The organism is Affinibrenneria salicis, from assembly GCF_008710095.1.
In genome coordinates, this window is the sequence record NZ_VYKJ01000032.1 from 1 (window position 1) to 9,449 (window position 9,449).

General features: G+C 38.6%; 6 protein-coding genes and 4 pseudogenes. 9 read left to right on the forward strand and 1 reads right to left on the reverse strand.

Features of this window, described 5'->3' with window-relative positions:
- From FJU30_RS26345 to FJU30_RS26355, 3 genes and pseudogenes are all read left to right on the forward strand, one after another.
- On the forward strand, positions 1–474 hold a 474-nt coding region (locus FJU30_RS26345; protein WP_191091700.1), incomplete at its 5' end, for an IS3 family transposase.
- Between the two features lie 32 nt (positions 475–506).
- The gene (locus tag FJU30_RS26350) at positions 507–2,372 is read left to right on the forward strand and encodes a DUF262 domain-containing protein (protein ID WP_150437892.1); all 1,866 of its coding nucleotides are present in this window, start codon (positions 507–509) and stop codon (positions 2,370–2,372) included.
- Between the two features lie 45 nt (positions 2,373–2,417).
- A pseudogene (locus FJU30_RS26355) lies at positions 2,418–2,495 on the forward strand (YgjP-like metallopeptidase domain-containing protein); the annotation flags it as partial.
- An 11-nt stretch (positions 2,496–2,506) separates the two neighbouring features.
- Here the strand turns inward: FJU30_RS26355 and FJU30_RS26360 are convergent.
- Positions 2,507–2,901, reverse strand: a pseudogene (locus FJU30_RS26360) (IS5 family transposase); the annotation flags it as partial.
- A 29-nt stretch (positions 2,902–2,930) separates the two neighbouring features.
- On the opposite strand from FJU30_RS26360, the pseudogene FJU30_RS26365 reads away from it, so the two are divergent.
- From FJU30_RS26365 to FJU30_RS26390, 6 genes and pseudogenes are all read left to right on the forward strand, one after another.
- A pseudogene (locus tag FJU30_RS26365) lies at positions 2,931–3,735 on the forward strand (IS5 family transposase).
- A 248-nt stretch (positions 3,736–3,983) separates the two neighbouring features.
- Positions 3,984–4,178, forward strand: coding sequence for an acinetodin/klebsidin/J25 family lasso peptide (locus tag FJU30_RS26370; protein WP_150437893.1), 195 nt, complete (start codon positions 3,984–3,986; stop codon positions 4,176–4,178).
- A 118-nt stretch (positions 4,179–4,296) separates the two neighbouring features.
- Entirely contained in the window at positions 4,297–4,896 is a 600-nt protein-coding gene (locus tag FJU30_RS26375; RefSeq protein ID WP_191091701.1) for a lasso peptide biosynthesis B2 protein, read from the forward strand.
- A 12-nt stretch (positions 4,897–4,908) separates the two neighbouring features.
- Positions 4,909–6,528: an asparagine synthase-related protein gene (locus FJU30_RS26380; RefSeq protein ID WP_191091702.1), complete on the forward strand. Its 1,620-nt coding sequence runs from the start codon at positions 4,909–4,911 to the stop codon at positions 6,526–6,528.
- Positions 6,528–8,210, forward strand: coding sequence for an ABC transporter ATP-binding protein (locus FJU30_RS26385; RefSeq protein WP_150437896.1), 1,683 nt, complete (start codon positions 6,528–6,530; stop codon positions 8,208–8,210). The genes FJU30_RS26380 and FJU30_RS26385 overlap by 1 nt, the downstream gene beginning before the upstream one ends.
- Before the next feature lie 379 nt (positions 8,211–8,589).
- Positions 8,590–9,449, forward strand: a pseudogene (locus tag FJU30_RS26390) (IS3 family transposase); the annotation flags it as partial.

Here is a 9,449-nt window from a genome sequence, read left to right on the forward strand (position 1 = left end):
ATCGCGTGGGCTTCGGATATCACGTATATCCGCACGGGAGAAGGCTGGCTGTATCTGGCGACGGTGATTGACCTGTATTCCAGACGCATTATCGGCCTGAGTCTGAGTAATCGCCTGAAAAAGCAGTTGGTGATTGACGCGTCAGAGATGGCAATAAAACAGCGCAGACCGACGGGGAAGGTCATCGTGCATTCAGACAGAGGTAGCCAGCCCGCCAGCCATCGGTATCGTGAGATATTGAAAAACAATGATTTAGTCTGCTCAATGAGCGGGAAAGGCTGCTGTTATGATAATGCGGTAATGGAAAGCTTCTGCCACACACTGAAAACGGAACTGATGCAGGGTAAAGCGTTTAGCAGCAGAGAGCAGGCAATGAACGCCCTGTTTGATTATATTGAGGTGTTTTACAATCGCCGCCGCAGGCACTCAACGCTGGGTTATCAAACGCCGGTGCATTATGAAATGGCAGCGTAATTAGGTGGGAATAATTTCGGGGACAGATCAATATGAAAATTGAAGCAGATGTAAAAAGCATTACTAAATTAAGTGAGTTTTATTTTCTGGTGCCTGACTATCAGCGTGAATATGTCTGGAAAGTGGACGATCAAGTTGAACAATTTCTCTCGGACCTAGACAACGAATACCAGCCGGACCAAAAAGAGCAAGACGGCTATTTTCTTGGTTCAATTATCATTGTAAAAAATGGTGAAAAATATGATGTGATCGATGGTCAGCAACGTTTAACCACTATCGTAATCACCATGTGCGCACTGCGAAATCTATTAAGAGAGCAGCAGAAAATCCTTGACAGACGCGGTCAGGAATATCTCAAAAATATTGATGAATGGCTATCTAGTTACGATATTAATAGCGATGAAACCGTGATTCGCCTCGATCTCCAATATGAAGAAAGCCAGGGTTTTATGACTAAACTAATCGCTGGCGGAATAGACGACTTCGCACAGACAGCGTCGGTGAGAAAGATGCTTGATGCTTACCTGCATATCCATCAATATCTTTTCGGTCAGCTACAAACGGGGCTAAGCAGATTGATCGACTTTGCTCGTTATTTCCTGACCAAGGTCGAATTGGTGGTGATTGAGTCAGAAAATCTCAGTAGCGCTCTGAAGATTTTTGAAACGATCAACCAGCGAGGCGCAGGGCTTAACGCCATGGACTTGGTCAAAAATTTGCTCTTCAGTCAGGCAAAAGAGACTCAGTTTGTCCATATCAAAACCATCTGGAAGACCATCACGAGTAACCTTGAATCCTGTGGTGAAGGTGATAATCCCTTGCGTTTTTTACGATATTTCCTAATGGCGCGTTACCATCAGGGGATTCTGCGCGAAGATAACATATATAAATGGATTATTTCCGCAGAAGGCGAAACGTTGCTTAACTATAAATTGCAACCAGTGGTTCTGGTAAAAGAGCTGGAACAATTATCGGAACGCTATGCAAAACTGGTGAATGCTACTAACGATGCCGCTAGTTGGCGTGATAGCCTGTGTTATCCACATGTTACAAATATTGGTTATATCAACAAATATCGTTCGCGGCAGCATCTGGTGCTGCTGATGGCGCTAGACACGCATTGCTCGGACGACGTGCTGGACTATTTGGCCAGCCAGATGGAAAGCTTTCTCTTCTTCGCCAACACTATGGCGATTCAGACCAAAACCTATGAACAGCGTTTTACTCAATGGGCGGCAAAATTACGCGGTATGAAAACCAAAGATGATGTAGCTAAGGTGGTCACCACAACTTTGGTTCCCTTTATCTGCTCGCGCCTCAATGATTTCTACCATGCATTCCAATTTATAGCTCACTACAACTTTAATCCACAGTATCGTGAACGTTTTATTCTGGGAAAGTTAGAAAATGAGATTCGTCAACAGTGTGGTTTCCCCGCCAAAGACCAAGCGGCTATTCAGCAATTACAAATAGAACATATTCTTCCGCAAAAGGTAAAGAATGCTCAGAATAGTAGCGAATTTTCTGATGAAGTTGAGCGTTCAAAATATATTTACAGATTAGGTAATGTCACCTTACTTGAAGGAACGATTAATCAAGCCGTTAATAATTTTAACGATCTTAGCACAGATTGGTTTGTGCACAAACAGCAACAATATGTTAACTCTGAAATTATCATGACGCGTCTGCTTAACGATCAATATGTCATTGGTAACAATACGGCTTTAAATCGCTTCAAAGAGAAATATGGCTATGCGTTCAATCAATGGGCGTCCGACAGTATCACCGCTCGTCAGAATTTACTTATGAATATTGCCATGGACTGCTGGCGCTTTAACGGCCAGCGTATTGATGAGTTTGCAGAAGCTGAAAATGTAGAGATCGCAGTGGAAGAGTAATGGACACCTTAAGGTGAGGCAGGTAATGAGCAACGTAGAGCAGCCTGGGGCGTGAAGAAAATGAAGACCAGATGGGGGAGCTGTAATACTGCCACTAAAAGCATTTGGCTGAACCTGGAATTAGGCTGTGTCCCTTAATTGCATAACTTCTTGTAAAAGAGTCGGATGCAGCCCAGTTTCACCATCGACAGATAATTTCTCGCCGTTTTGTCGTAGCGTGTGGCAATAGGCCGGTACTCTTTTAACCGGCCAAAACATCTCTCCACTACGTTGCGGCGACGGTAAACGTCACTGGCGAACCGTGAGCGTCCGTCAGAAGCCATTTTTTCATTAGATTTTCGGGGGATAACTGCTTTTATCCCTTTTCGTTTCAGTTCGTTACGAAGCGCATGCCCTGAGTAAGCTTTGTCAGCCAAAACCGCATAACCACACGGCGCTTCATACTGCCGTTCTGACGCTGAACACCAATACCATCCAGCAGGCGTAATGCGAACTGGCTTTCGTGAGCCTGTCCGGGACTCAGTACAATGGCATCACGATAATTTCTGAGGGCAAAGTATGGCAGGCATTAAATGGCAGATTAGCGATGAACTCTGGGAAAAAATGGCTCCGCTTATTCCTGAACATAAAACCAGCCACCCGCAGGGAACGCACCGAAAGCGTGTTGATGACCGGTCTGCTATGGACGCCATTTTCTTTGTGCTTCGCACTGATGCCAGTGGAACGCACTGAATGAAACGGGGATCTATTCGTCGAGTTCCGCACACCGCCGCTTTCAGGAATGGCGCGAAGCGGGGGTTTTTGAGCGCTTCAGGCAGAACGGATTGATGGTCAGCGAACAACTGAAAGCCATTGATTGGTCATGGTTGTCGATGGACGGCTGTATGACAAAATCCCCGCTGGCAGGCTCAAAAAAACAGGCCGCAATCCCACAGCCCCGGGGAAACAGGGGGTAAAGCGTAGTCTGATGACCGATGGGAACGGGCTACCACTCTCTCTGGTTGTCGCAGGGGCGAATACCCACGATATCAGGTTAGTCACAGATACTCTTGATGCCCTTCAGACGGGCAGGCCCGGCAGAAGGCTCAATATCTGTCTGGACAAGGGGTATGACGCCGAATGGCTGGAAAGCGAACTGAAAAATCGGCGTTATGAACCACATATTCAGTCGCGTAAGGAAGAATACGATGCCAGCAAGAATATGAATTACAAAGCCCGTCGGTGGGTTGTGGAGAGAACGCACAGCTGGATGAATCGCTTCCGTCTGCTTCAGACTCGTTGGGAGAAAAAAGTCGAAAACTATGAAGCGATGCTGCATTTTTCCTGCGGCATTATTGTCTGGAATAAAATCCTATTGGGATAGGCTCTTAGTTTTAAAGCACACCAAAAGATAAATTAATGATATTAATGGCTAATTTTACTCACTCAAAATTTTATATCAAATTATTTACAAATATGTCTTTTGTCTTTATATTTATCTTATTTTTTCAAATTTTTTAGTGTTTTGTTTTGAATCATTAATTTTACTTGTCTTATCAGTGTCGAAATATTGACTTAATGTTTTAATTTTATAATAAGTTTAATGGAGCTTATACAAAGGAGGATTTACAAATGTCTGATATCGAGAATGCAAGCAATAAAGAAATCTCTGCCTGTAACGGTCCATCATCAACTGAAATGATTGAGTCCTATAAAGTCCAAGGTAAGGCAAGTGTATTGACCAGAGGGGGGGATGGAGGTATTCCTGAGTATTTTGAACACTCAAACCCACCAACAGACTCTAGTCAGGGTAACAGATACAGTTGATCAGAAAGACCATGTAGTTTAAAAAGCATCTTAATAAATAAGGCTGGTTATAGTAATCAGCCTTTAATTACAGGACGATTAAATGTTAAGGTTTACAATTTTCCGAGAAGACGTAATTATGTTAGATGTAATAAAAGATGAGTACACTATAATAAAGAAAAATAACTCGATTGATGGTTTGTTAAATTCCGCATCAGAATATTTATGGAATCTAGAAAAATGTGGTTTAGAAAAAAAAAGTAACTATCTCATAAGTTCAGAATGTAATGAATTCAATTACAATGGATATCTTGAGGAGAGATGGATGATATCTCAGCCTCAAAAAAAATCTGGTTTAAAAATTGATATAATTATATCAATTTTAGAATTGTATTTTTTGATAAAGCAGATAAAAAATTGTGGTTTAATAGGAGTAGTATCTGGGTTAGAAAAGGTAAGAAGAAAAAATAAAAAATACGCAGTAGATAAACAGTTGATTATAGATAAATATAAAACATATCTTATAAAAATATTTCCGCTAATATCAAAAAAAAGTAATTGCTTATCATACTCTTTTTTTTTGGCAAGTAAGTTAAATCAACATGGTGTGCCTGCTGTTTTGGTAATTGGTGTCAGAACTCAGCCATTTTACAGCCATGCCTGGGTGGAGTTAGATGGAGTTGTTATAAATGATGACCCTAAATTAAGAGAAAAACTCTCGGTAATATTAGTGATTTAAATGGGGATTAATATGTTACTCATTGCAAATAAGAGTTTTACCGACCCAATACTTAATTTCCAATATTCCAATGGTTGGGTATTTCAAGCTAATCAATTTGAAGTTTACACATTAGACAGTAATGTCTATTTATTATATGGATTAATATCTATTAATGGTGAGTCAATCACCCTTGAGAAGTATTTTGAAAAATTTAAGTCTTTTACTGATTTTGAAAAGACATTGAAATACTGTGAAGGTTTTTTTTGCTTTATTCATATTTCTGATTCTATAAAAATAATCACTAGTTTATATTGTTGTATAGAAATTTTTTTTTGCAAGGATGACAACGGTAATATTATTATATCATCTGATTTTGGATATTTAGTTTCAATAGTAAAGGACCGAACTATTGACCTCGACTATTGTAAGCTATTCGTCTATAACATTGAAGGTTTGAGTGAGAAAACGCTGCTCTATGGAATAAAGAAAATTTATTCAGGTTCTGAATATCTAATTGATAAGGGGTGCATTGTTAGTCGGAAGGTCTTTTATCCAAAAATAAATGATGATTTTATTGGGACTTCATCTCGTGCTATTAAAAACATAACCAGTGCATTCTCAAATGTTAATTTATATCTTTCTGGCGGATTGGACTCAACATTGTTATTTTTCCTTCTCAAGGACTCGAGTATTGATTTTACGTCATTTCATGTGGGACCTGAAAATGAAAAAATAGATTCGGAGATAAATGAATTTAATCATCTTTGTGAAACATATTCTATACGCGGTGAAATATTGTTTACAAAAAGATCTCAAGCTTCATACACTGACCAAAGAGAAATATTGAACAACCCGAGATATGTTAAACTCTATGACGTTGACGTTACGAATAACGCTGACTATATTAGCAGAGTTAATAACCCCAAAAATATATTTATTAGCGGTCACGGAGGGGATAGCTTGTTCGTACAAAATCCATCTACAAAAATAGTTCGAGACTGCATTGTTGATTTTAAACCTATTTTGGCCTTAAAAAAAGCATATCAGTTAGCTGGCTTGAAGGGGAGAAATTTTTTCGATTTAATTCTATCTTCCCTTACAAAGAGAACCTCAGTCACAACAATAGTTGATTGGATGCCTTTAAAAGATACGCATAATATTACAAATCATCCTTGGCTGAAAAATGTTGATAAAAGGACAGCTAAATTTGATTATATAAGAGAGCTAATCGTATTGATTACCGGTAGTCAGATATCTATGAGTAAATCTTCATTTAATTTATACCCATATCTACTAAACAATGTAATAGCATCTCAGATTCACTTAAAATACCATGAGAAATTTAACGGAGATTTTGACAGAGTTCATATAAGGAATCAAGCTACAAAATTCTTCAAGTGTGATTTTTTTTATAATAAAAGAAAGAGGTCTTCTTCTCAGCAAGTGTATAAAATAATGAATTATAATAATAAATATATTTCGCAAGTTTTCTTTGAAGATAAGGTTTTTCTTGAGTCTATAGGAGTTGACTTTCAAAAACTATTATGGTCATTAAGTTACAACTGTAATGTCTCAATACAAAATGATTTTGAATGCATAATACGGTTGGCAAAGCTAGTTATTTATAAAAAAATGTTTAAGGAACTATAATGAGAAAGTTAGCTATAATATTTAAAGCCCTGATGCCATTACTTTCTCGCAATGCGAAACTTTCAGCGATTTTGATACTAATTTTATCTTTTTCTTCTATATTTGCAGTTTCCTTTTCTCCTGTTTTAATGTCTAAGATAACTGATGGTATTAATACTAAAAATCAGGCGAATGGAAATATGAGTGTTTTTCTGTGGTTAGGCATGTGCTATGTTTTTTTAATCACAACAACTAAGATAATTTCACTTACTTCCCTGTATTTACAAAGCATGCTCAGGGTTAGTTGTTTATCATCAATAAGTAATAAGTTTTTGATTGATATATATAACAAAGATCAACCAAAAAGTATGAATGAGAATACTGGTGGAGTTGCACAGAGGTTGAATAATCTAACTAATGATCTGTATTCATTGATAAATAACTTGGCATTCAATGTTATCCCTCCATTATTTCAAGTTTTTTTTAGCATTATTGTAATTTTGATTTCCCGTGATTATGTTGTTGCATTGATTTTCCTTGTTTATATATGCATATTCATTTCTGTTAACCATTATTTTACTACTCGTGTTATTGTTTACAGAAAGGACCTGATGAAATCGGGAGTTCAAGCGTATACATTATTGACTGATAGTGTCAAAAATATTTCTGCAGCAAAGTCATGTAATAGTTTTGAATTCTTTTTCCAAAGATACTCAGGTTATTTACTTAAAGATGTTGTCATTCAAAAAAAATACTGGAAAAATAATTCACTTCTTGTAGGTGTCACTTCATTAATAACCTTAGTTTTTTTTAGTTCCACTTTTCTTTTTACTCTGTTTCGTACTGTAAGTGGTGAGGTTTCCCTGGGGCATTTTGTGATGATATCCTCATATATTTTTCTTTTGTCATCACCACTTGACAATATAGGACAAATGCTCAGTCAGGTAAAGCAGTCAATATCTACACTATTTCCCTTCTTCGAAAAAAATAATTTTAATGAAGAATCCCTCTCGCCCTCTATAGTACCCAATTCTGACGGGGTTAATATTCATATCAAAAACCTAAAATTTAAATTTGAGGATGGTGTATTATTCGATAATGTTAATTTAGAAGTTCCATCAGGTGCATTTGTCACTATAAAAGGACGCAGCGGTTCCGGTAAGACTACACTAGCTAATTTAATTGCTCGCAGATTAAACCCTGCTGATAATGAAATATTTTTTAATGGGGTGGATATAAATGCAATTCATCGAAGCGAATTAAGTGATATCTCATATTTTGTCACTCAAAATGAAAGCGTTTTCATGGATACAATCGAATTCAATTTAAGGATTGCAAAACCGATGGCATCCAGAGATGAATTGTTATGTGCAATTAAATTGGCTAGCCTTACTGATGATTTTCTAACTGCGGGTAATGATATTCTTTCAATCAAGTTAGGAGATGATGGAGAAGCTATATCTGGTGGTCAAAAACAAAGGTTATCTCTTGCTAGGTTATTTTTAAGAAACCCGAAGCTTATAATACTCGATGAAGTAACTAGCTCTCTAGATGTATCTAATGCCGATATCATAATGCGCAACATCAGGCAGTCCTTTCCCAATGCAACTATTCTGAACATCACTCATAAAGAGTCAATGCTTGAATATTCTGATTCATTAATTATGATTGACAATGGGGAAGTGGCAATGAGCAATAACTGAAATTTTAAATGTGTAATTCTTTAGTGTCACTAAAAAGATTGATTTTTTAATGGCCTATCTTTGATGTTTTTATAAACCCGCTATAGTGGGTTTATAAAATCCTTCTCTATATATTATTTTTTGGCTTCAATAGATAATTGTGCTTTCAAATGATGCAATGGGTGTGACCTACCCTCAGTATTAGATAAAACCTTCAGTTAGTAAAGACGGTTTGTTTACCTTCTAATTCTTTATTTCTCCAGCTTGTTTCAAATTAAGAGGCAGTCTGGTAATTCAGCGATAAAAGAGTTTTGCACTCGTTATAGTCCCGGTAATCCCCCCGAAAAAGCAGAGTATTCATAAGTAGAATTTTCTCGTAGTCTAAACGCAGGAGATTCTTATGAAAAAATCACGTTTTACCGACAGCCAGATCATCGCCATCCTCAGGCAGGCCGAAGCCGGAACACCCGTGCCTGAACTGTGCCGCGAGCATGGCATCAGCAGCGCCAGTTTTTACAAGTGGCGGACTAAATTCGGCGGGATGGATGCGTCCCTCATGACCCGTCTGAAAGAGCCGGAAGACGAAAACCGTCGCCTCAAAAAGATGTACGCGGAAGAACGGCTTAAAGCTGAAATTATTCAGGAAGCCATGCAAAAAAAGTGGTAAAGCCATCTCAGCGTCGGCAGATGGCAAAAGCAGCCGTGGAAAACAGGCATATCAGTATTCGTTTTGCCTGTCAGATATTTTCAGTCAGTGAAAGTTGTTACCGCTATACGCCGAAACCTGATGAGGAAAATCAGCAGATTGCAGAGTGGTTATTGTGTATTACCGACAGCCAACGAAACTGGGGTTTTGGTCTGTGCTATCTGTACCTCCGCAATGTGAAGGGTTTCGGCTGGAACCATAAAAGGGTTTACCGGATTTACTGTGAGCTTTCGCTGAACCTGCGCATTAAGCCGAAGAAAAGGCTGAAACGGGAAGAGCCGGAACCGTTAAGGGCACCGGAGCGAAGTAATGAAAGCTGGTCGATGGATTTTATGCATGACCAGTTATCGGATGGCCGCTCAATCCGGTTATTGAACATCATTGACGATTTTAACCGCGAGGCGCTGGCAATAGAAGTGGACTTCTCGTTACCCCCGACCCGGGTAAAACAAACGCTGGAGCGTCTGATTGAATGGCGTGGAAAGCCAGCCTCGATCCGCTGTGACAACGGGCCGGAATATACGAGCGGCGAGTTGAGTAAATGGGCTAAAAAT